This is a genomic window from Avrilella dinanensis (assembly GCF_002807015.1).
Lineage (GTDB): Bacteria > Bacteroidota > Bacteroidia > Flavobacteriales > Flavobacteriaceae > Flavobacterium > Flavobacterium dinanensis.
Map to the genome: position 1 here is coordinate 140,203 of NZ_NIPO01000001.1, position 21,841 is coordinate 162,043.

At 36.7% G+C, this 21,841-nt stretch carries 16 protein-coding genes, 1 other RNA gene and 1 pseudogene; 9 read left to right on the top strand and 9 right to left on the bottom strand.

Going from position 1 to position 21,841, the window contains the following annotated elements:
• The first annotated feature begins 37 nt into the window (after nucleotides 1–37).
• Nucleotides 38–538, top strand: coding sequence for a DUF456 domain-containing protein (locus CDL10_RS00690; RefSeq protein ID WP_100676744.1), 501 nt, complete (start codon nucleotides 38–40; stop codon nucleotides 536–538).
• On the opposite strand, the gene CDL10_RS00695 is transcribed toward CDL10_RS00690, so the two are convergent.
• The 4 genes from CDL10_RS00695 to CDL10_RS00710 all read right to left on the bottom strand — a co-directional run bounded on the left by CDL10_RS00695 (nucleotide 535) and on the right by CDL10_RS00710 (nucleotide 6,872).
• A complete protein-coding gene (locus CDL10_RS00695; RefSeq protein WP_100676745.1) occupies nucleotides 535–1,368 on the bottom strand; it encodes an energy transducer TonB in 834 nt (277 codons plus the stop codon). The genes CDL10_RS00690 and CDL10_RS00695 overlap by 4 nt on opposite strands.
• A 284-nt stretch (nucleotides 1,369–1,652) precedes the next feature.
• On the bottom strand, nucleotides 1,653–2,381 hold the full coding sequence (locus CDL10_RS00700; protein WP_100676746.1) for a hypothetical protein: 729 nt from the start codon (nucleotides 2,379–2,381) through the stop codon (nucleotides 1,653–1,655).
• A gap of 348 nt (nucleotides 2,382–2,729) precedes the next feature.
• Nucleotides 2,730–5,189, bottom strand: coding sequence for a TonB-dependent receptor (locus tag CDL10_RS00705; protein WP_317045720.1), 2,460 nt, complete (start codon nucleotides 5,187–5,189; stop codon nucleotides 2,730–2,732).
• 12 nt (nucleotides 5,190–5,201) lie between these two features.
• A complete protein-coding gene (locus CDL10_RS00710; protein ID WP_100676748.1) occupies nucleotides 5,202–6,872 on the bottom strand; it encodes a M23 family metallopeptidase in 1,671 nt (556 codons plus the stop codon).
• Nucleotides 6,873–7,008: 136 nt separating this feature from the next.
• On the opposite strand from CDL10_RS00710, the gene CDL10_RS00715 reads away from it, so the two are divergent.
• From CDL10_RS00715 to rny, 4 genes are all read left to right on the top strand, one after another.
• Nucleotides 7,009–7,299 (top strand): hypothetical protein, encoded by a 291-nt coding sequence (locus CDL10_RS00715; RefSeq protein WP_100676749.1) that lies wholly within the window; start codon nucleotides 7,009–7,011, stop codon nucleotides 7,297–7,299.
• Between the two features lie 9 nt (nucleotides 7,300–7,308).
• Nucleotides 7,309–7,611 (top strand): cell division protein ZapA, encoded by a 303-nt coding sequence (locus CDL10_RS00720; RefSeq protein ID WP_100676750.1) that lies wholly within the window; start codon nucleotides 7,309–7,311, stop codon nucleotides 7,609–7,611.
• Nucleotides 7,612–7,671: 60 nt separating this feature from the next.
• Nucleotides 7,672–7,778: non-coding RNA, 6S RNA (gene ssrS, locus CDL10_RS00725), on the top strand.
• A gap of 52 nt (nucleotides 7,779–7,830) precedes the next feature.
• Nucleotides 7,831–9,402 (top strand): ribonuclease Y, encoded by a 1,572-nt coding sequence (gene rny, locus CDL10_RS00730; protein ID WP_100676751.1) that lies wholly within the window; start codon nucleotides 7,831–7,833, stop codon nucleotides 9,400–9,402.
• Between the two features lie 59 nt (nucleotides 9,403–9,461).
• Here the strand turns inward: rny and CDL10_RS00735 are convergent.
• Nucleotides 9,462–9,614 (bottom strand): annotated as a pseudogene (locus tag CDL10_RS00735) (winged helix-turn-helix domain-containing protein); the annotation flags it as partial.
• Between the two features lie 260 nt (nucleotides 9,615–9,874).
• On the opposite strand from CDL10_RS00735, the gene CDL10_RS00740 reads away from it, so the two are divergent.
• The gene (locus CDL10_RS00740; RefSeq protein ID WP_133119432.1) at nucleotides 9,875–10,741 is read left to right on the top strand and encodes a hypothetical protein; all 867 of its coding nucleotides are present in this window, start codon (nucleotides 9,875–9,877) and stop codon (nucleotides 10,739–10,741) included.
• Here the strand turns inward: CDL10_RS00740 and CDL10_RS00745 are convergent.
• Nucleotides 10,738–14,430, bottom strand: a complete 3,693-nt coding sequence (locus CDL10_RS00745) for a metallophosphoesterase (RefSeq protein ID WP_100676754.1) — start codon at nucleotides 14,428–14,430, stop codon at nucleotides 10,738–10,740. The genes CDL10_RS00740 and CDL10_RS00745 overlap by 4 nt on opposite strands.
• 24 nt (nucleotides 14,431–14,454) lie before the next feature.
• Between CDL10_RS00745 and CDL10_RS00750 the strand changes: the two genes are divergently transcribed.
• Together CDL10_RS00750 and CDL10_RS00755 are read left to right on the top strand one after the other, a co-directional pair.
• Entirely contained in the window at nucleotides 14,455–15,636 is a 1,182-nt protein-coding gene (locus tag CDL10_RS00750; RefSeq protein WP_100676755.1) for a Pycsar system effector family protein, read from the top strand.
• A 147-nt stretch (nucleotides 15,637–15,783) separates the two neighbouring features.
• Complete coding sequence (locus CDL10_RS00755; protein WP_100676756.1) at nucleotides 15,784–16,737, top strand: alpha/beta hydrolase; 954 nt, start codon at nucleotides 15,784–15,786, stop codon at nucleotides 16,735–16,737.
• A 22-nt stretch (nucleotides 16,738–16,759) separates the two neighbouring features.
• On the opposite strand, the gene CDL10_RS00760 is transcribed toward CDL10_RS00755, so the two are convergent.
• The 3 genes from CDL10_RS00760 to CDL10_RS00770 all read right to left on the bottom strand — a co-directional run bounded on the left by CDL10_RS00760 (nucleotide 16,760) and on the right by CDL10_RS00770 (nucleotide 20,791).
• Nucleotides 16,760–19,162 (bottom strand): GAF domain-containing protein, encoded by a 2,403-nt coding sequence (locus CDL10_RS00760; RefSeq protein WP_100676757.1) that lies wholly within the window; start codon nucleotides 19,160–19,162, stop codon nucleotides 16,760–16,762.
• 110 nt (nucleotides 19,163–19,272) lie between these two features.
• Nucleotides 19,273–20,343 (bottom strand): alanine racemase, encoded by a 1,071-nt coding sequence (locus CDL10_RS00765; protein WP_100676758.1) that lies wholly within the window; start codon nucleotides 20,341–20,343, stop codon nucleotides 19,273–19,275.
• Between the two features lie 4 nt (nucleotides 20,344–20,347).
• Nucleotides 20,348–20,791 carry a GNAT family N-acetyltransferase gene (locus CDL10_RS00770; protein ID WP_100676759.1) on the bottom strand — a complete coding sequence of 148 codons (444 nt, stop codon included), beginning with the start codon at nucleotides 20,789–20,791 and terminating at the stop codon, nucleotides 20,348–20,350.
• Between the two features lie 208 nt (nucleotides 20,792–20,999).
• Here CDL10_RS00770 and CDL10_RS00775 point away from each other — a divergent pair, with 208 nt between their 5' ends.
• Complete coding sequence (locus CDL10_RS00775; RefSeq protein WP_100676760.1) at nucleotides 21,000–21,737, top strand: hypothetical protein; 738 nt, start codon at nucleotides 21,000–21,002, stop codon at nucleotides 21,735–21,737.
• Nucleotides 21,738–21,841: the final 104 nt, after the last annotated feature.

The window sequence follows — 21,841 nt, forward strand, 5'->3', positions numbered from 1 at the left end:
TACTTATATTTATTCGTCAAAAATACGAAAAATAAAAATGGAATATTTTATCCTGATTATAAGTTTATTATTCATTCTGGCAGGAATTGCCGGAAGTCTTCTGCCGGGATTGCCCGGACCGCCTCTCAGCTGGATTGGTCTGTTGATTTTGTACACCACCGCTGGCATTGATTTTAACTATTGGATTCTGGGCATTACATTTGTGCTTACGCTGATTATTGTTATTCTCGATTATGTGATTCCGGCACAAGGAACAAAACGCTTTGGCGGCAGTAAATATGGCATTTGGGGAACCAATATCGGGTTGGTTGTCGGAATTTTCGCTCCGATTCCGCTGGGTTTTATCATCGGACCGTTTGTGGGTGCATTGATTGGCGAGCTGATTTACGACAGTAGTGATTCCAAGCGGGCGTGGAAAGCAGCAACGGGGTCATTTATTGGATTTTTGGCATCAACTTTTGTCAAATTTGTGTTTTGTATGGTTTTATTGGGGATTTTTATTCATGTGGTGTGGACAAATTCTGAGATTTGGTTTTAGTTATTTTTAAGCTTCAATGATGACTTTAGATGTTTGATCAGTACATCACTTACGTTTTCATCTGAGGTATTAACAAATATTATTATAAAATAACCATCGATATTTATATACTCTGCACGTTCTTGTAATACGCCTTTATCGTTGTTTTCAAAAGACATAAATCCTAATGCTTTTTTTCCTAAAATTGTAGTTTCATAAGATGTTATGTTTGGATCAGTTGCTCCTTCACTGATAATCGTTTCTTTCATTTCTTTATTTACCTGCTCATTTTCATCCAGAAAAACTATCGCATATTTTGCATAATTATCCTGACCAGAAATCATAAAATTATTTTTTCTTTTCCCTAAAAGTTCACATTGGTAGCAATTCACTTCAAAAACAGGCGTTTCAATAAGTTTACTTTGTAACAACTGCATATATTCCTTCAACTCACTGTCGGTCAAATTTGCAGAATAACCTTCTACATCATCAGACAACATAATATGAATAGGAAATGTAAGCCTCGACCGCACTACCTTCTCACCCATTTTGGCTGGTTTCCATTTAGGCATTGTTTTCAATAAACGGATTGCTTCATCACCTATACCGTACTCGTTGTTTGACGCTTCTATCTGTGTCAAAGAACCGTCTTTTTCTACTACAAATTTTAACTTAAATGATATTTCTACAACACCTGGCGGTACTGAAGATGTATCTAATTTATTACTAAATTCCTCTCTAAACTTATCTACTCCTTCCTTAGGTTCCGCTTTTTGCGTAATATTCGGGTCTTGTGCCATTAACTGCAAACTTGCGAAAAGAGCAAAAACAATAAATAAAATATTTTTCATGCTATGTGAATTGTTAATTTGAGCTAAGTAAAGATACCGCTAAAAAGTATAAAATCAAAAAAGCCCCCCAAAGGAAAGCTTTTCATTGGTTTAACTACTAAACCTGTAAGGCATTTGCATACCTTAACAACACAACTATCATTATTGTAGTCCGGCAAAGAAATATGCCTTTCTACATCTGTTTTATTTTTTGGTAAGAATTATTAAGAACTTTGTTGTTTACTTAATTCTTTTACAAAGATAAAGAGCTTTTTTGGTTCGGCAAACTATTTTTAACAAAAACGTTAATCTACTGGTTGATAAGGTGTTTTCTTCCAATCTTCGCTGAGCAAATCGACATAGTAATAATTCAGTTTGTCGTTATTGTCAAAAGCTCCGTTTTTGTTTTTGTCTTCCACCGACCTGAAATAAAGCCTTTTCTGGGTTTCGATAACATTAAAATCAATTAATTCCTGGTATTCGTCGGTCAGTTTGGTAAAGTTTTTACCGTCAATAGTCGAAATATACAAGGCGAGAATATCGTTGGAATCATAGTTTCCGTCTCTGTTGGTGTCTCTGTCCACCACCTGATATACCAATATTTTTTTATTTGTTTTTTCCGTCAATTTATCCAGATAAACAATCGATTTTATCAGCATTCGATTGCCTGACAGCAAATGCAAATTTGCAGAATCTTTGTGTTGTATCAACAAATTGGACATATAACCCGTGATTTCCGGGTAGCTGTAATTAGACACTGCAAAACTATAAGATTTCCCGGATTTCGAACTGCCGTATCTCGTGCTGTTGCTCGAATACACACGCACATCGCCAACGGGGTGCAATAAAAAATCTGTTCCCGGCAAATGAACGGGTAAATCGGCAATTTTTACATCGGTGGAATCTATCTTTTGATAAATCGCTTCTTCTTCCGGCTGGTTCTCGTAGCTTACTTTGGGTTTCTCTTCTTCTTTATTGCACGACGTAAACGCCAGCATCAAACATAAAACCGCTAAAACTTTACTTACATTCATAAAAATCAAATTTATGTCTATTCAGAGCCTGTTTAAAATTTATCTAATAATTTGTTTATGCTTCTTTTTGGTCATAACCGCATTAAATTTTAAAACGATAGCCCTGCTATCCTTTGAAAATTTGCCTTGTTCTATCTCAAAAATAACCTATAAACATTTTTACAATACAAATTAAACAGGTTCTCAAATATACGAAGAATCTGTTTAAAATTTATTTTTTGCCACGGATTACGCAAATTAACACATATTTTTCTGTACTGCTTTACCACAAAACATTACATGCAATTCTGTCATTCCGTAGCAATCTATTTATAGATGCTTCCTTCGTCAGCATAACAAACAAGGCGTTTATAACCTTGCTGATACTTTTAGGTTAAACATACGCATCGTCATACGGTTCGGAATGCCATACATTGATTTGGAATATACATCTCTTACCCATGTGTTGGTAATCGCATTGGTGTTATTAAACAAATTAAATATTTCAAAACCAAGTGTCAGCTCTTTAAAATTGTCCAACCACGCTTTGTCTGTACCAAATTTGTCATCTTTGAAAACATAGGAAAATCCGACATCGGCTCTGCGGTAATCATTCAACCTATGCTGATACAGATAAGGGTCGGCATAGGACGGCGAGCCACCAGGTAAACCGGTATTGTAAACTAAATTCAAATACATTTTCAGATTCGGAATTGCCGGCATATAATCCTGGAACATCAACCCGAATTTCAATCGCTGGTCGGTCGGTCGGGCAATATTTCCTCTGCCGTCATAGTTTTCTTCCGATTTTAGGTAACCGAATGAAATCCATGATTCGGTATCGGGAACCACCTCAGCATTCAACCGAAAATCAGCCCCGTACACATAGGCTGTTGCCAGATTATCTGCCATATATCTGATACGGACATTTTCCAATGTGTAGGTATTCACGTCTGTAAGGTTTTTGTAATATATCTCGCTAACCAATTTAAACGGTGTTTCGCCAACGGTAAAACTATAATCGTTGCTCAATACGATTTGTGCCGATTGCTGTGCCTTTACCGATTCGTTAATACTTCCGTCAAATCGTCTCAACTCTCGATACCCAGGAGGTTGATAGTAAATTCCACCCGACAAACGGAACAACATATCGGTGTTTTCCCAATCGGGTTTTAGGGCGATTTGTGCCCTTGGACTAACTACAGTTTGCGAAGAAGTTCCGCCATTCTGCACATCGACCTGCCAGTGATGCACTCTGGCTCCGGCATTCAGCCACAACTCATGGTTGCCCAACGCAGTACGGTAACTCCATTGAGCGAATCCGCTCAAACGGTTAATTTTTACAAAATTGGTCGCACGCACGCTTTGATACGGAGCAATTTCGCCAACAAACGGGTCGTAAGGCTGATTATTTATAATTTGTTCAAAAGGTGGACGAATAGAAAATCCGGCTGAATCGACCATTTCCCACTCTACCAGTCTGTCCCGAATATCTTCTGCGGTATATTTTACGCCCCATTCGATTTCGTGACCGTTAATATCGTGTTGTCCTTTGATATTCAGATTGGCAATCAACGCATCGTAATCATTACGCCCGTGATTCAGTTGCGTTGCCAATCCTGTCGGATACAAAACCTGCTGATAAGTACTCGAATTCGGGTCGGTATCTATCTCACCGATGCTGTATCTTCCCATAATGTCGTAATATTCCTGCTCTTTGGTGTGATAGGTTGACGCAATCAACTTATAAGTATTTTTATCACTCGCTTTGTAAGTCGATTTTATCGCACCAAAAAACGTTTGGTAAGTATCCTGCTCCTGCCCGTCATAATTAATCAAAACAGCCAGAGGCTTGTCGATAGTACCGATGTTCACTTGGGCATAATTCGGGTTGTAATCATACACATTTCTGGAAATATTTCCGAGAAAACTCCACTCCCATTTGGCAGATGCGTGATAATTAATCATGGTTTGAAAATCAAGAAACTGCGGGTTGTAATCTACGTCAACCTCTTGTGTTTTCACCAACAAGGCATTATTTCTATATCTGATTCCGGTAATAGCTGACCATTTTCTGTTTTTAGAGACCAAATCTGCGGTAAGACTACCTCCCAAAAAACTAGCTTCTGCCGCCAGAGCAAATTGTTTGGGCGTGCGGTAAGTTACGTCCAATACAGAAGACATTTTGTCTCCATATTTTGCCTGAAAACCACCAGCATAAAAATTCACATTACTAATCATCGAAGTGTTGGTAAAACTCAATCCTTCCTGCTGCCCCGAACGAATCAAAAACGGACGATACACTTCAATTTCATTAACATACACCAGATTTTCGTCAAAATTTCCGCCACGAACATTGTATCCTGTCGATAACTCATTATTGGAATTAACTCCCGGCAAGGTTTTCAAAAGATTTTCCACACCTTCATTGGCTCCCGGAATTCTACGGATAACATCAGGATTGATAATGGTTTTTCCGTCTGCTGCGTTGTTATTGCTGTTGTCAATAACTAATTCTTCCAGCTGCTCAGAAATCTCTCCCATTCGGATATTGAGCTCATAGTCTTCATTTCTTTTTAAATTCAGCTTAATTTCAATTTTCTGGTAAAATGAATGACTGAATTCCAGCGTAATTTCCTGTTCTGCCGGTACATTCAGCAAATAAAAACCATTCTCATTGGTAACGGTACTGTTTTGATTAGCTCTAACCAAAACCTCCGACAGAACCCGGTCTTCTTCATTGAGCACCAATCCTTTAACTCTTGCGGTTTGAGCCATGGCAGTTTGGCAGATAAACGTATATACGAGGATTAAAAATATTTTTTTCAAACTATCGTGTTTTTATTTGACAAAAAATTCTGTTTCAAAAATAGTATTATTTCCAACATTATCGGCAACTTTTATCAGAAGATTATTCGTTCCCTCATGTGCAACGCCGGCTGCCAAATGATGAATCAACTCTTTGGTTTTGTAATCGTACTCGAACAATGCCCATTTGTCGTTGATAAACCCTTCATAAGTGTCAATACCAGACAAATCATCATCTATTTTCACTACAAGCTTTCCTTTTTTTTCAAATTCTTTATTTTCAGACACCCATTCAATCGTTGGAGGAATCAAATCTTCTACAATTTCGTATGTGCCTAAATTTTTGGTTCTGATTTGAAACACATTTTTGTTGGATTTCCATGTTTTATAAAATTTAACTTTGCCGTTATCCACGCGACCGATAAAAGCTTTTTCTTTGTTAATTTCAGAATTATCCGACATATCAAAACGAATAGTTATGTTTTTTTGTAACGGAATATTATCCCGATGTAGTTTTACTTTGTCCTTTTCAAAATGCAAATCGAGATAAGCATCATCATAAAAGGTATTGGCGTCCCAGCTTATTGTGACGTTATTTTCTTCCAGAATATAATCACGAAGATAGTCGATATATTTACCTTTATTTTCAGCTAAAACTTCTTTTTGTTCTTTATAAATCAGCGGAATATTTAACTCGGTCGTATTACCGGAATAATCTTTCATAGCGATATTCACATTGTAGGTTCTGCCCGGTTCCGGTTCGATAATTCCTTGATTAGTATGTTTTTTCAGTAGTTGTAAATTAAAATCACCCTGAAAGAAAGTCTTCTGATATTTTCTCGAGGTTTCGTTATAAAACGTATAATCAATAAACTGATTGATAAAATGTGATTCGTTAAACGCAAAACGGTCGAAAACCATCAGAAAGTTAGTTTTTCCATTCACTTTTTGCTCCAGGCTGTACAACCCATATTTGGCATAGCTGTTTTCGGCAGTATCGTAAGAATCTATCGCAAAACCAACTTTTCCGTTGGCATAAACAGGCTGAGCGAGATAACTTCCGTCAGCAGTCCGTTTGATTGTCAGTTCAAAAGGTTGGGCTATGCCATTTACTACCGCTTCGTCGCCTATCGGATAGACCCGCACACCGTTGAGTTTCGGGTTTTGCGAATCATCAACCAATGAATCCAAACCAAAATCCAACGGATTCAAAATATCTTCGGTAGATGTATCACGTACTTCAAAATGCAGATGCGGCCCACCTGAACCTCCGGTATTTCCGGAATAAGCAATCAAATCGCCTTTTTTGACCGGCAATTCGTTTAATAACGGAAAAAGTTCAATTTCATAAGATTCTTTATCGTACTGATGGGTTTTTACATATTTTTCGATTGCTCCGGCATAATTTTCCAAATGTCCGTAAACCGTTGTGTAACCGTCATTATGCTTAATATACAAAGCCTTTCCGTAACCAAACGGACTCACTTTAATCCGGTTAACTGTTCCGTCAGCAGGGGCATAAATAGGTTGTCCCGTTTTTCGATTGGTGGAAATATCCAGACCGGCATGAAAATGGTTGTAACGCAGTTCGCCAAAAGTACCATTCAGAAATAATTTATCCGAAAAATGAGAAGAAAAATCGGTTTGTGAATAGACAAAATAAAATGGTAATAACGCAGTCAAAAAACACACTAATTTTTTCATTTTTATAACAATTTATTTGGAAGCAGAAATATACTCATTTTTTTCGGAAATGGCGTTTTCCTAATTTTAAAACATTTTTTATTTCATATTCAGGATTTTTGTTTTAAATTTGTGTTAGCAATAAGTCCGCAGAATAATGAGTAAATTGACAGACATAACGGCTGAACTGGAAGTGAAATTTGAACGACTTTTGCACGATATAAAGCAACTGAAAGGCGAAAAAGAAGCGTTGAGCGAAATGCTCGAAGCCGAAAAAAAAGCAACCAATGTGTTAGCGGAAAAGCAAAATGAGCTGAACCGTCAGATTGAAAGCTTAAAAGCCTCAAACGCTTTGTTGGGTAGTGACGAATACAAAAGAGAAACGAAACTAAAAATAAATTCACTCGTTAGAGAAATTGACCATTGTATCGCTCAGCTTTCTGATTAACAAGAGGCTATGGAAGAAAAATTAAGAATAAAAATTTCGATTGCAGATAGAGTATATCCGCTTACTGTTACCAGCGAAACTCAGGAAGAAAGCCTGAGAGATGCTGCTAAGAGAATCGATACAATGATTAAGCAATATGAAGAAAACTATGCCGTCAGAGACAAACAAGATGTTTTGGCGATGTGTGCTCTTCAATTTGCCACCCAATCAATCCATACGCAGATTGCAGAGAATCAGGAAGTAGAGGGAAACATAGAACGGCTGGAACGATTGAATGAAAATTTAGAACGTTTTTTTCAAGAAAATAAATAAAATCAGGACTCTATATCCTGATTCGGAAGGTTACTGCTCACATTAGATATCGTTTGATAAACTCAACACAAATCAATTAAAATGAGTGAAACTTTGTTGTAAAAGCACGCCATTTCGTATGGATCCTTGAGCAGCAAGATAACTCAAAACCTGTTTTTACAGAGTTTATACAACCAAACTAATGTGGGCTTTTTATTTATATTAAACATTAATTAATTTATGGACACTGGAACAATTATATTTATTATTGCAAGTATCATCGTTGGTACAGGAATCGGATTTGCGATTGCCAAATATCTGGAAAAAAACAACGCATCATCTATCCTGAAAAACGCAAAAGGAGAGGTCAAAACAATTATAAAAGAGGCTCAAAGCGAAGCGGAAGCTATCAAAAAGGAAAAAATCCTTCAAGCCAAAGAGAAATTTATTGAACTAAAAGCTGAACACGAGAAGGTAATCCTTTCAAAAAACAAAAAAATCAGCGAAGCAGAAAAACGGGTTAAAGACAAAGAATCTCAGCTATCACAAGAGTTATCGAGAACCAAAAAGGCTAATGAGCAAAGCGAGCAACTGGCTGAAGATTACCAAAACAAATTAGAAATCCTGGAAAAAAGACAGCAGGAAGTTGAAAAATCACACCGAGAGCAAGTTGAAAAGTTAGAAAATATTGCCGGATTATCAGCCGAAGAAGCTAAAAACCAGCTGATAGAAAGCCTGAAAGAAGAGGCGAGAACTTCTGCCATGTCTGTGATTCAGGACACTATTGAGGAGGCTAAACTAACTGCTCAAAAAGAAGCTAAAAAAATCATTATCAACACCATACAAAGAGTCGGAACAGAAGAAGCTATCGAAAACTGTGTATCGGTATTCAATATCGAATCGGACGATGTAAAAGGACGCATTATCGGGCGTGAAGGACGGAATATCCGTGCTTTGGAAGCCGCAACCGGCGTGGAAATCATCGTGGACGATACACCAGAAGCTATCATTCTTTCCTGTTTTGACCCTGTCCGCAGAGAAATCGCCAGATTATCTTTACACCGATTGGTTACCGACGGGCGTATTCACCCGGCACGTATCGAAGAAGTGGTGGCTAAAACGCAGAAACAAATCGAAGAAGAAATTATTGACATAGGTAAAAGAACTGTAATTGACTTAGGTATTCACGGTTTGCACCCTGAATTGATTAAAGTAGTCGGACGAATGAAATATCGTTCTTCTTACGGACAAAATCTTTTGCAACACTCTAAAGAAGTTGCTTCGCTATGTGGAATTATGGCGGCCGAACTGGGACTTAACGTAAAGTTAGCTAAACGTGCCGGATTGCTGCACGATATCGGAAAAGTACCGGAAAGCGAAAGCGAGCTTCCTCACGCATTGTTGGGTATGCAATGGGCTGAGAAATATGGTGAAAAACCGGAAGTATGTAATGCTATCGGTGCCCACCACGACGAAATTGAGATGACTTCATTGATATCGCCTGTTATTCAGGTTTGCGATGCGATTTCGGGAGCTCGTCCGGGAGCAAGAAGACAAGTTCTTGATTCTTATATCCAACGTTTGAATGATTTAGAAAAAATCGCTTACGGATTCAATGGTGTGAAAAATGCCTACGCTATCCAGGCCGGTAGAGAACTGAGAGTTATCGTTGATTGTGATAAAATTTCTGATGAGATGGCGTCCAGTCTATCATTTGAGATTTCGCATAAAATCCAAACAGAAATGACTTATCCGGGACAGGTAAAAGTTACCGTTATCCGTGAAACCAGAGCTGTAAATATCGCAAGATAATTTTTAATACAAAAGTATATGTATAATCAAAATTTGAGTAGGAAGGCTTAAAGCCTTCCTTAATCTTTTTGTATAATCTTATACCCCCTTCCACGAATATTCATGATTTGCACTGCATCATCCATAGCTAATTTCTTGCGAAGTTTTGTTATGAACACATCCATGCTTCTCCCAATGAAAAAATCATCTTTTCCCCATAACTTTGTCAGGATTACACCGAAAAGGTTTATTACATCTGTTGAACATATATTTGAACGATTAGCTCTGCTAATTTGAGTTTTTTTCGATATGAGAACACGTTTTGCTCAATTCATTTAAAATTATTTCGTAGTTTTGCATAATATTATCCATATATTTGACAATCAATCAAATATACAGCTATTTAATCAAATAGACAACCTTTTTAATTCCGAAATGCACAACGGGTGGTTATTGAGATTTCATATAGCACCAAACGTAAAAATAAATGAAAATGAAAATCTATGTCCTTTTTCTCAAGCTAGCATTGTTGAGTGCTTGTTCTTCCGAATCGCAACAACCTAATTTTAGAGAGCTATTTAGTTTAGATAAAGACCACAACGAAGTTTCGGGTATGATTTTTCATCAACCAACACAAAAATTATGGATGCTTCAGGACAAAGGAAATCCTTCGGAATTGTATGTGTATTCGGCTGAAGGAACTTTTGAAAAGACCATTACCATCAACAATCAGAAAAATACTGATTGGGAAGATTTATCTCAGGACACACAGGGAAATATTTACATTGGCGATTTTGGAAACAACAAAAATGAACGTAAAGATTTACGCATTTTAAAACTTCATCACGAAACTCTCAACAATACTTCGATTGATGTTTCCCAAGCAACTACTTTTTATTACGAAGACCAACAAAGTTTTCCTCCCAAAAAAAGTAATTTGATATATGATTGCGAAGCGTTTATCGCCACAGATAGTTCTTTTTATTTATTCACAAAAAACAGGTCCAAAGGTTTTGATGGCGATTTTTACGTATATAAAATCCCGAACCGGGAAGGACATTTTAAAGCAGAAAAAATTGCCACTTTAAAAAGTTGCGGACAATATAAAAGTTGTGCTATTACAGGTGCTTCTTTAAATACCGAAAACAACCAAATTGCTTTAATTGCTCACGATAAAGTGTTTTTAATTCCTTTTAAAAATGATGCTTCTTTTATTCAAGAAAACATTCAAGTAAAAGAACTCGGACACCATTCTCAAAAAGAATCTATCACTTTTAAAAATAACCAGGAATTATGGATTGCCGATGAAAAAGAAAAAGGAAAAATCGGTGGAAAGGTGTATGTCCTGGACTTAAATTAAAACCCAAACCCTAACCCAAAACTGATTAAAACAGATTCTTCTTTACTGCTAAATGCACCAATATATACTGTAAAAGAGTCTAATGCGTTCAGCCAAAAACCTCCACCATAACTGTGGTACCATTTGTTATTTGCATCGAAATCACTCCATATTTTACCAGCATCGTATCCGGCATAAATTCCGTAGGAAAGCGGTAGTACCGAATTGGTAATCTGTTGCATTTTAAAGCGAATGTCCTGACTGCTAACAAATGAACCGTCTCCGATAAAACGCTGTTGCCGATAACCTCTCAATCCATTGTTTTGTCCGATAGACGCTGCCTGATAGAAATGATAAGATCCAAAAACCTTTTCTACCAAGTACGATGACGACCATGTTAATTTTTGATTGCTTGTCAATGGAATTACAAAGTTTAATTTGGAATGCAGATATTGATTGTTTTGCTCGAAATCGTCAGTCAAAAAACGTGTTCCGTATAAAAAAGAGAATGCTAGTCCGGTCTTAGGCTCATAGGTATTATCATAATTTTCAAAATGATAATACAAACGTGCACCCCAATAATCGGTACGATTGTAGCTATCGTTGAGTTCTGTAACCAATTGCTCGTCAATCAGTCGATTGTGCGTATTTATAACTTTTGTAGATTCATACGTTGCACCCACTAAAAACGAACTTCCGTTTCTGCCTTTCCATTCATACGATGGTTTTATTTCAAACTGTGATGTCCGTACACGATAATAATTATCGTTGTATTTATCCTGATCATAGGTTTCCAAATTTTCTTTTGCGAAAAAGTTTTGCGAAAAATTCGAAGAAGTCATCAATCCTTCAACCGTCCAAAAACCGGAACGCGAATAATCCTTAAAACTTCCTTTGTAAGTTGCCAGTAATCCGGAAGTAGCAAAATCATACTTTGCACCAAACTGATGTTTTTGCGTATAAGGATTTTGATTGAATTTATTAATGGTGAGTGTTCCGTTGACTCCCAGCATTACACCATTGTCTTTGTTGTAACCCACATCGGGCAACAATGAAAAAACAGTAATGGGTGTTTTTCGGTAATCATACTGATTCAACTGATACTGATCCCGCAAAATCGTTTTGGTATTTTGAGTGTTGACAAACGTATTATTTTTTGATTTATAATCGAAAATGGTCGTCGATGTCGTCGTTTGAACATCGTAAACATCATTATTTCGACCGCCAATCAACTTTAATTTTATGGGTGATTTTTCGCCAGAAACCGTAATATGATCGTCATCATCCAAACCGTAAATCCAAATTTCTTTAGTCGTTTCAGGATGGTAAGTATAAGACCCCATAGAAACATCGCCCGTTTTTTTATTACGAATGTGTTCTATTTCTACCTTATCCGCAGCGGTTTTCACAACAAAAGTATCTTTTTTATTGGTGCCCACCACAGCCGCATATTTGAACAATTCTTTGTAATAATCTTCCACAAAATCAACCAGTTTACTGCGACGTGCTTTTAAAATTTTGATGATATCTCCGGTATATTGCTCCTGAACTTCTTTCGGCAATAAATCAAATGTTTCCGCAATGACCTCATCGTTTATAGACTCCACAACTTGCTTTGCAGTGTTTTGCCAATCTTCTAAAGTGGTATTTTGCAGAAACACTTTGTCTAAGGGAAAAGCCGTTTTGTTAATCCAACGAGGGTTGGCAAAATCTTCAGTATAATTTTGCATATGACGCAATGCCGGAAGTTTATTCAACAAACGCAATAAATTTCCGTCCAGTTTAGCAAATGCTTGATCGCGATCTCTTGGAATGGGTTGATAAACCACCTCATCGCCCACCGTTTTTTCGGTCCATCGCCATTGATCTGCGTGCCGGTCCCAATCGCCAATTAAGAAATCAAAAATTCGTGCTCGCAAATACATTTCGCTATCAATGCGGTATTTTTCATCTTTTTCCAAATTCACCAATAAATCCTGCGTACTGATGATGTCCTCGCCATTCCCGAAAGAAGCGACCTCTTTTTGAGATTTATGCGGACGTTCTTCAATCATATACAATTCATTACCATAAGTTTCATTATACCTTCCCAACACATTCTGCCGGGGTACAAAATACAATTGAGGGTTGGTGTGGTACAATTGAACCGCGTCTGATAACTTGCCAATAATAAAAGGCACATACGGGTGCGACGTGGTGTAATGATCGTCGATGAAATCCAATACAAAAGTATCGTCAAGCTTGTCTTTGATGTGCGTATCTTTAAAAATAGCCGTCTGCAAAAACTGTTTAGAGCTTTTCCGCAAGCCCCGCATTACGTATTGTCTGCCATCGGAATCCTTCAAACGCAAAGACAACGACTGGTTTCCTCCACCCGAAATAATCGGTGTTAAACCGCCGTGAAGCATGGATAAATCGGCAACAGGAACAGTAACTTTTGTTCCGAAAACACTACGGTAGTGATCACCAAACAAAAAGCGGTAAAAGCCTGATTTTTGTGTAGCTTCTTTCGGATAAACAGAAGCTGTGGTTTCTGTGGCTGTAACAGCCGGAAAATCGGTGTTTGCAATAACTGGTTCAATGATTGTTTTTTGAAAAGTGATTTCATTTCCGTTATCCAACATTTTGTGAATGGCAACATCGACCTGATTGTTGTCGTAAATTTTTATGGTTGCAAATCCTAAACTCCCTAGTGAATAACTTGTAGGCTGTACACTTCTCGCTTCTTCTGTTTTGGAACCTGCACCGCTGATCAATTGTTTGATTCCTTCGTCTTCAATGTACTGCAGATTGTGTTCGTGTCCGGAAACAAAAACCACCTGTTCCTGATTTTTTGTTATGGTTGTTAATCTGTTCACAAGCATTCGATAATAGGTATGTTGTATATCGGCAGGACTTGCGCCTGTAGTTTTCCTCAAATAATTTCCGATAGAACCCAAAACCGGCAGTGGGACATTTTTATAAGGATAGATATGATTTCTAAACGAAAAATAACCACCATGCGAACCATTGGTCAACATAGGATGATGAATGGCAACCAAGGTAATTTTATTCTGATTTTTGTTGATCAAGCTCCTGAATTCTTCAAAAAAATCCTCTCTGGTTTTAATGAAACTTTCTTCGTTGATGTCCGGATGCCGATCCCAATTCTGAATAAACCATTCACTGTCAATCGTGATAATGGTAATTTCATCGTTTATTTCAACAGCTTCAATAGCTCTGTATTTGCGGGGCATAAATGATTTTTTACCCAATTTTGCTTCTATGTATTTTTTTTGCCGGATCAATCCGCTCAATCCGTGATACCAATCGTGATTACCTGCAAGAAAAATAGTAGCTCCATTTACATATTGAGCCAAAGCTATTTGTGCATCGATTTTTTCTTCTGCTAATTTCCGTTGTTTGCCTGTCTTCTTCGGCATTCCCAACGGATATATATTATCTCCGATAAACAGCAACGTTTTTTCATTGTTTTGTTCTTTCAAATAACCTTCTACGGTTTGCAAGAGTTGTTTTCCCTTTGGTTCGTTCGCATTTCCTGCATCACCAACAACAACTACTTCATGCAATAAATTGCCCTGATTGTCGTTATTAATCATATCATGAGAAAAATCGCGCCCCATTTGTTCTTGATAAGTGGCACAAGATATTATCAAAGTAGAAACAGAGATAAAAAAAACTATTTTTGTTATATGTAATTTTAATTTCATAATTTTAGAGTGTAAAATAGATCTATGGAACTTTTAAACCGAGCCGAAGCCTACATATTTAATTTATTCAAAGATAAGCTTTCTTGTGAATATTTATATCACGATTATTTACATACTTTGCGTGTTGTTACGGCTTTGAATGAACTGATCAAAGGTAAAAATATCTCACAAAAGGAGGCATTGCATTTACGACTTGCAGGCTGGTTTCACGACGCCGGTTATATTTACGGTGGTGAAAATCACGAAGAAAAAAGTTGTGAACTCTTTGTTGCTTTCATGAACGATTATCCATTGGAAACGGTCAATAATGAAGAAGTTTGCCGTTTGATCTTAGCAACAAAATTTAACCACGTTCCTGAAAATTTACTGGAAATGTGTATGAAGGATGCTGATTTTTTTCATTTTACTTTAGATAATTATCCGGAACATTGCAGTTTATTAAAAGAGGAAATAGAGGGTGTTAAAAACACCGGTATTACTGAAGTGGAATGGTGTCGTGAAAACATCATAATGCTTACCAAAAACCACTATTTTTATACAGATTACGCAAAAGAACACTGGCAATCAAAAAAAGAGCAGACCATTTTTAAGCTTCGTGAAAATTTAAAGAAACTAACCTCTGGCAAGAAAGGCAGAAATCAAGAAATAAAAGAAAAAAAACTCAAAAAACTGGAACGTCCCGAACGAGGCATTGAAACGCTTTTTCGGGTTACGTTACGAAATCACACACAACTGAGTTCCATTGCCGACAGCAAAGCCAACATTCTGCTTTCGGTCAATTCGATTATTATCTCCATTATTTTGACAGCGATTATTCCTAAGTTGGATAGTCCGAGTAATTCACATTTAATCATTCCGACATTTACCCTACTGATTTTTAGTGTTGCAACCATCGTTATTACGATTATGGCTACCAAGCCAAAGGTCAGTTCCACCCCTATTACCAAAGCAGACATTCAATCGCGTAAAGTAAATATTTTGTTTTTCGGAAATTTCCATCAGCTGGCTTTGACAGATTTTAACGAAGCCATGAACGATTTGATGGAAGACCGTGATTATCTGTATGATACGCTGATAAAAGATTTATATTCCCTGGGTGTGGTACTCAACAAAAAATACAAACTTTTAGGTATTTCATATACCGTGTTTATGATTGGAATTATTGTTTCGGTAACGGCTTTCTGTATTGCGTTTATCAGGGTTTGATTGTTGGTTTAACTATTGGCGAATTTCTAAAAATGGATTGTAGAATCCGACTAATTCAATAAGTTACATGAGTATCATTTAAATATTTAAACAACAGCACTAAGCAAAAAGAGTTTATTATATCTTGCACAGAAAAAACATCCATTCATGAAAATTCTAAAGTCCGTTTTATTAGTATTTTGTTTCTTTTTACAGCCGAGTGTGTTTGCTCAACAAACCGTTATAAAAGATATTACCTATAAAATCACCCCCGAAAACGACTCGGTCAAACTGGATCTTTATTTCCCTACAAACCACTTGTTTCAAAAAACGCCTCTTGTAGTTTTTATTCACGGGGGTGCCTGGGTTGAAGGCAATAAAGATCATGAATCCATCTACTATATGCGTTCCCTAAGAGATACCTTGCGAACAAGAGGTTATGCAATAGCAAGTATCAATTATCGTTTGGTCAACAAAAACACGCATCTTCCTGCTCCTGTCATCGACTGTAAAGATGCTGTTCGATGGATTCGTGCACACGCAGGCGATTATAACTTTGATACAGAAAACATTGGCTTATGGGGAGGTTCTGCCGGAGCACATCTTGCACTCTTGATTGGATATACCGGTGATGATTTTGCATTGGGAAGCCAGGAATTACAAGCATACTCCACCAAAGTAAATTATATTGTGGACAATTTCGGACCTACAGATTTAAACAAGGTACTGAAGACTAAAGCAAGTCCTTTGACCAAATTAATCTACAAATGTTTTTTTCGACAATTATACGATATAAGAGAAAAATTGATTATTGCGATGACTTCCTATGATATTAAAACAGATAAGAAAAAAGCAATAGAAGTTGCAAAAGCTTATTCTCCTATCGAATTTGTTACATCAAATGCCGTCCCTACACTTATTATGCACGGAACAAAAGATTTTGTCGTTCCTTTTAAAGAATCTAAAAAATTAAAAAAAGCGTTAGATCAAAACAATGTGGATAACAAATTTGTTAAAGTAAAAAAAGGAGATCATGGATTCAACAACATTTCAAAGGATCAACTTGATGAGTTGATCCAAGAAACAGTTGAGTTTATTGAGCAAAATTACTTTGAAAAGTGATTTTTAGTTTTTTTCAATTTTATCAAAACTTCGCAATAAATTTCATAAAATCACTATAAGAATAAATCACAAAATCATCAGGATTAAATTCAGTATTGATGCTCATACGCAATGCTTCAAGATCGTTGATGTCCTGAAGGTTTTCTATGGTTACCTGTTCAATTTCACCGACGAAATAATTCTTTTTCTTGAGAAAATTAAGATAATTGATATAATTCTGTTTTTCAGTGTCGTTTACATAAACAATTGCCAGTTTATCTTCCTGAACTAAGCGTTCTTTGGAATCTTTCAGCATCGCTTTTGCCAGGCGTTTTTTCATTATCTCAAAACGGATATCGGTATTTCCTTCCACATCAAAACGCTTTTCATCCATCCGGAACCGTATGGAAATGACCTCACTATATGCCAAAATCAAGCTGGTAAGTTGGATGTCAAATTTTAATTTTGTCTGAAGCTTGTGATTCGACATAATTATTTTGCACATTACCTGAATCTGCCACAACCGCAGATTATACAGGTAAATGGGATCAAAAATATGATGCGGCGTGATGCTGTTTCCTATAAACAAACTATGTTCTACCCCATCAGTTCTGAAACGTTCAAAATAATGCGGATATACTTGCTGAACAGCAATCTGTTCGGTATCAATAATATCTGTTATATTTTTATTGATTGTTTGGATGGCAGTATCGTATTTTTTACGCTGTATACAAAACCGCTGCGTTTTATCATCAATCAGACCATAGTATTTTTCAATTTGCTTTTTGAAAGACTTTTTGTCACCAAGCTGTTGAAATAACGGATGAATGGTCGTTGTGATATAATGATGAATTTGTACTTCTGCAACAAAATGGTGCTTTTTTAATTGTTTCTGCCAATACTTAATCTCATTGATGCGTTGGTCAAAAAGCAGACTCTGATCTTCGGTTTTTGTGTTTTCCAGAATGATTAGAATCTCTTTTAACTGGCTTTTTAAATCCGCCATCGTAGCTTTGTTTCTGAATGCCGTTGAACCTTTAATATCGGTTTCTCCGTAAAGAGGAAATACGTTTTCAAATACAATTTCTTTTAAAATTTCTTCCGAAGGGATATTTTCAGCACTGTTTTTGGCAAAGAAATATCTTTTTGCTTCGTTTTCAAATTTCCAGTTTACACTCGGATGAATGGTGGTGTATTCCCGCTGAATAATGGCATCAATCTCATTTTTAACTTCGTAATGATAACGTTCAAACGTATCATTGATCAACGGCATCAGATCGTTTAGCTTATTGGCATTAATGGTATTGAGTGTGTAAGGCGTTGCACATACCAATTCGAGGTATGCCTGAAATGCGTCTGTTTTTTTAATCGGAGCCAGAATAAAACTACGGATATTATTGCCTTTTAAAAATTCTAAATAAGGAATCCATTCCTGATGTTCATAAAGCTCCAATATGTCCGTTACACAAAAATATCTTTCGGAATTCCGCACAAATCCAAAAAAGTTTTGCGCAGCTCTTATTACTTCTTTAGACACATCTTTTCCGTTGAGGCTAAACATACTAACAAAATCGGTACGCATCGCCAGATCAATAAAATCATTGGTTTCATCATCAACAAAACACGCTCCGTAATCCAGATTTTTGATTTTGAAAATAGAACGGATCGTATTTTGCCCAATAGAAATTTCGATGCTATCCTGCCCTGCCTTAAGCAAGCTTGTCTTTATGTTTGAAATCGTATTCTCGATGGTCGCATCAAATAAAGTAATAATACCAAATCCTTTTAAAATCCAGCTATGAGGTGGAAACATTTTTTTCCAGACTTCAATATCATCATAACTTCGTTTAAGTAATTCGATATCATTTTTGCTCAGTTTTTTTGCTTTATCGGTTGGAATTAATTCTGTGAAATCGCCGTTGTAAATGATGCGGTAATGGCGTAAAATTCCTTTGCTGTCCGGGATATCGTAAAACAAAGGACTCGACATATCAAAATTTTCGCCATAACAGGTATTTAAAATCAAACAACAACTGAAAATATAGTATTGTTCATTGCCAAAATCACGGATATTTATTTCAAATTCTTCACCTGCATCAATAATAATTTTTTGAAAACGCTTGGTAAAATTAAAGTTGAAGTTTTGGAAAGGCAAGCTTACCGCTTTGATTTCATTGTGGGTCAAAGCAGTAGGAAACAGGTCTGCCAGCAGGTTGTGAATCAGGTCTATATTTTCATAGATCGTGGTTTTGGAGGTAATTCCCGTATAAAGCTCCGGGACTTTTGCCACTTCTTTCAATAGAGATTCCGCATAATTGACCCGATAAGGTGCATCGTCGTTTTCAGCGATTTCCTTTAATGCATCAATGACTTTATGAAACGAAATAACCGAATAAAACGGACTCATTTCAAAGTAATCAATATTCAGTTGTACTTTTTTCTCCATAAAAACATTTTATGCAAAGATATGACATAATTGTTTTTGATTTAAAAACTAAAACAACAGCTTGTGATTGAATTCACAAGCTGTTTTGGTAAATTTATTTCCCTAAAAAGTCAAACTATTTTTTTCTCAATATATTTTGAGTTCATTATCCGGACAATTCCCATATAATCCATTGTAAATTCGACGGTATCCCCCACTTTATAACGATTTTCATTGCTGCCTAAATCCAGAACAATCATATCGGAGGTTGCTCCGGCAATTTTGATAGTTTTGTCGGTAGTTTCGAGATGATTGGCGTCAATATCCAGAATTCCGATATCTATCAATGCCCGATTGGACGTTTTGCCGATGTCGTCATCGTTAAAATCGACCGTGTCGCCTTCAAGATTTGTTCCCATTTCGCCACTTGGCACAATCGGTTTTTCGTACAATTCTATAATCTCGGCATATAGCTTAAAAACGTTCTTTTCCAATGTTTTATACGGCGAACCGTCATAAGCGTTCGTACCCATAAACAAAGTTTCTCCAACCCGAAAATGGTTCACGCCTTTGGGCAGAATATCCTGCTCGACCAACGGTATGGTTACCGACGAGCCACCGGATATAAATTTGATATTCCGGTTAAATTTATACTCCACCAGCTGTTTATACAAACATAACTGTATGAGCTTGTCAGAATTAGGTAAAACGCCATACAGACAAGATAAATTCGTTCCCAAACCAATTACTTCTATGTTTTTCAGCTGGAAAATTGATTCGTAGAATTTGATAAAATCTTCTCGCATCACACCTTCCCGGAGTTCGCCTAAATCAATCATAATGATAATTTTGTGTACCTTATTCTGTTTCTGAGCTTCCTCAGAAAGTTTTTTAATGGTATAAATCGACGTATTCAGGCTGATGTCGGCATATTTAACCACATCTTCAATCACGCCTTTTGCTGGTGGTTTGATATACAAAGTCTGGGCTTCGGGACAAATTTCTTTGATTTTTTTCAGGTTGGAAATTCGCGAATCCGAACAATTCGTTATTCCCAATTTGATAACTTCTTCAAGAAACAGTTTGTTTCCACACAGAATCTTAGTCACAGCCGACCATTCTATGTTTTTCTCAGAAAAAAATCCGGATAGTTTATCGTAGTTATATTTAAGTTTTGATTTATTTAAAGTGATATAAGCCATGGCATTATTTTACATACCTCATTTCGAGATACTTATTCGTAAATCCTAATTTTTCGTACAATTTCTTCGCCGGATTATCGGGTTCAACATGTAATGCGATACCTCCTTTACATTGTTCAATAGCCTCCTGCATCAGCGATTTGCCTATACCTTTTCCTCTCTGCTGCGGGTGCGTTGCGATATAAACCAGAATATTTTCCGGAATGTAATCCTGCATTCCTGTTTCGTTGATGACCGTAGCTCCGACCAGTTCGTCATTATTGTAAGCTGTGAGTACAAAACCGCCGGTTTCGCGGTCTGTCTGGTTCAAAGAATAACGCATCGCCTTGGCAATATCCTCTTTCGGGTCGCCATATTCTTGCAAATATTCGTATAAAAATTGATTAACTTCTTCAAAATTTTGTGTTGTCATCGGGCTTTTGTCGTCCCATTTTTTGATTTGAATCATTGAATTATTTTTTTAATAATTTGGTCTGCGAGGAATATAAACAAAAAATACCGGAATAAAAAATAATCCGTCAAAAACTCTGATAAACATAGTAATAAATCTATAACTTTCCATTTATTTTTAGCCAGAAAGCATATTTTTTATGGATTAATTAACAAAAATGTGTATTTTTGTATTGAGTTTCAATATTAATTTACACATAAGAACTATGAACAAAGAAAAACAATTTGTTGCCACAGACGAGGCAAAAGGAAAAGCAACTCAGTTACGTATTTTTGCCGCTTTGTTGTGGATTGGGGCGATTGTGGCTCAGATATTTGCCATACGCTTTATATTACAAGCTGTCCGTGCCGAAGAAAGCATTATTAATATGTGGACTATCGGGTTAATCATTCTTGATTTGATTCTGGTACTTATCGGTTCAATGCTTTGGAAAAAATCCGGCAGGCTTGACCCACCGTCAGAGAAAAACAAGTTTTTATTTGTTTTACAAAGTCAATTGGGTGTAATTGCTGCTATCGTGGCATTCTTACCGCTAATTATACTGGTGCTGACCAATAAAAACATCGACGGAAAACAAAAAGCTATTCTCGGCAGTATCGCCGGAGTTGCCTTAGTTATTGCCGGAATCGGTAGTGCTGATTTCAATCCACCGTCGGTCGAAAAATATACCGAGCAAATCAATGCTCAGACCGACCTTATCAGAGAGTTGAACAACGGTGTGGATTTAGTGTATTGGACAAATCAGGGCAACAAATATCATCTAGATGCTGATTGCCAGCACATCAGAAACCGGGATAAACACAACGGAACGGTTAAACAGGCTTGGGAAGAAAGAAAAATCGGAGATTCTGAACTTTGCCTGACTTGTAAAAAGAACGCAGAAAAGAAACTGAATACGGAAGAAGCCACACAGGAAATTCTTGACGAAATAAATCCGGAATAGGTTTTTGAACTTTCAAACTTTATAAACTTTAAGCATCTCATAATAATGAAATGCCGATGATGAAAGTTGTCGGCATTTTTTGTTTTTAATAAATTTTTAATTTA

Coding starts and splice junctions, on each gene's coding strand:
- CDL10_RS00715 (WP_100676749.1), top strand. CDS start 7,009: ATGAGTAAATTGACAGACATAACGGCTGAACTGGAAGTGAAATTTGAA.
- CDL10_RS00745 (WP_100676754.1), bottom strand. CDS start 14,430: ATGAAATTAAAATTACATATAACAAAAATAGTTTTTTTTATCTCTGTT.
- CDL10_RS00770 (WP_100676759.1), bottom strand. CDS start 20,791: ATGATTCAAATCAAAAAATGGGACGACAAAAGCCCGATGACAACACAA.
- CDL10_RS00690 (WP_100676744.1), top strand. CDS start 38: ATGGAATATTTTATCCTGATTATAAGTTTATTATTCATTCTGGCAGGA.
- rny (WP_100676751.1), top strand. CDS start 7,831: ATGGACACTGGAACAATTATATTTATTATTGCAAGTATCATCGTTGGT.
- CDL10_RS00740 (WP_133119432.1), top strand. CDS start 9,875: ATGAAAATCTATGTCCTTTTTCTCAAGCTAGCATTGTTGAGTGCTTGT.
- CDL10_RS00760 (WP_100676757.1), bottom strand. CDS start 19,162: ATGGAGAAAAAAGTACAACTGAATATTGATTACTTTGAAATGAGTCCG.
- CDL10_RS00700 (WP_100676746.1), bottom strand. CDS start 2,381: ATGAATGTAAGTAAAGTTTTAGCGGTTTTATGTTTGATGCTGGCGTTT.
- CDL10_RS00765 (WP_100676758.1), bottom strand. CDS start 20,343: ATGGCTTATATCACTTTAAATAAATCAAAACTTAAATATAACTACGAT.
- CDL10_RS00755 (WP_100676756.1), top strand. CDS start 15,784: ATGAAAATTCTAAAGTCCGTTTTATTAGTATTTTGTTTCTTTTTACAG.
- CDL10_RS00710 (WP_100676748.1), bottom strand. CDS start 6,872: ATGAAAAAATTAGTGTGTTTTTTGACTGCGTTATTACCATTTTATTTT.
- CDL10_RS00775 (WP_100676760.1), top strand. CDS start 21,000: ATGAACAAAGAAAAACAATTTGTTGCCACAGACGAGGCAAAAGGAAAA.
- CDL10_RS00695 (WP_100676745.1), bottom strand. CDS start 1,368: ATGAAAAATATTTTATTTATTGTTTTTGCTCTTTTCGCAAGTTTGCAG.
- CDL10_RS00750 (WP_100676755.1), top strand. CDS start 14,455: ATGGAACTTTTAAACCGAGCCGAAGCCTACATATTTAATTTATTCAAA.
- CDL10_RS00720 (WP_100676750.1), top strand. CDS start 7,309: ATGGAAGAAAAATTAAGAATAAAAATTTCGATTGCAGATAGAGTATAT.